General features: G+C 54.4%; 1 protein-coding gene. It reads right to left on the reverse strand.

Going from position 1 to position 1,196, the window contains the following annotated elements; genetic code table 11:
• Nucleotides 1-1,020: phage portal protein (locus ABSG49_RS12245; RefSeq protein WP_424026415.1), on the reverse strand; the 1,020-nt coding region annotated here is incomplete at its 3' end.
• Nucleotides 1,021-1,196: the final 176 nt, after the last annotated feature.

The following is a 1,196-nucleotide window of genomic DNA, read 5'->3' on the forward strand; positions in this document are numbered from 1 at the left end:
CATTGCCCCGCCGAACTTCATCGGGCCTTTAAGTTCTGCCTGCATCTGCATGATCCGTTCGGTCAACTGCGGAGTACTCCGGATCTGCGGGTGATGCCAGATCATGTTCGGGATTACACCGTTCGCAAACGTCTGGCCGGCTGCCTTGGTACTGTCAATGAGATACTGCAGGTGATACCGAAGATACTTGATAAAGTCCGTGCCGTAGATCTGATCGCTCTGTGGATACATCTGGAAGTAACAGATCTCTTCCGGCTGGAATGGCAGGTAGACCCCGGTGCGGGATCTCTGCCAGTACCGGACCGTATACCCATGACTCCACCATCCCGTGTAATGGGACGAGTTCGGCTCTGTCATCTGGACCGGTACGTTGCCGGCAGTCGGGATGTTGATGCTCATCGGCACGCGATCGATCTCTTTCCAGAACTCCGTCCCGAGATACGTTTTCAGTTCGAGAAGGTATCCGGCTTTCTGCGTCCGGACCTGCCGCTCACCCGGGATGGTATAGGCTACGTGCGGTAAGGGCCCGTCTCCTCGCTTACCTCCGACCGAGAACGATTTCACAATCGCCCCCGCATCATACCGCATCAGGTCGCGGATCATCATCTTGAGGATCACGCCGAAATCTTCTTGCGGGTTCGGATACTTCATGAACTCAATTGCCGACTCTACCGGCTTTCGGTCCTTATCGAAGATGTTCCACGGCACGGCTCCCATATAATCCATCATGGCCTTCTCGCACATCGCGTAAATCGCATTCCGGGCGATCAGATCATTGAAGTTCTTATCGAAGTCCGAACGGTAGACCCCGAGCGTGTTGTAATAGTTGCTGATGCTGTGGATCGCCCGGCGTTCGGCGTCGGTATCGGTAATATCCGCTCGGGTCTTTGCCGCGATATACGGCTGCTCGTAGTCGTAGAACGCGGTCGGCATCTGCTGAGAGGCTTTCTGAAGGGTTTCGATCTGCCGAGTAAGTCCGGCAGTTGCCAGCATGAGGTTTTGGGCTTCCTGCGTGCTCATATACTGCTCGGAAGGGTCGCGATTCCAGTCCGAAGAATCAATGGCGTGCGTCAGGATCGGGTCGCCTGCTCTGATGATCTTGAGGGATTGTATTGGCCGGAGTTTTGGTGTTGAACGGTGTTGACGATGTTCAGGATTTGAACTTCGTTCAATACGGTCATCGAGCGTTGAAATTG

Source organism: Methanoregula sp. (assembly GCF_049510175.1).
Lineage (GTDB): Archaea > Halobacteriota > Methanomicrobia > Methanomicrobiales > Methanospirillaceae > Methanoregula.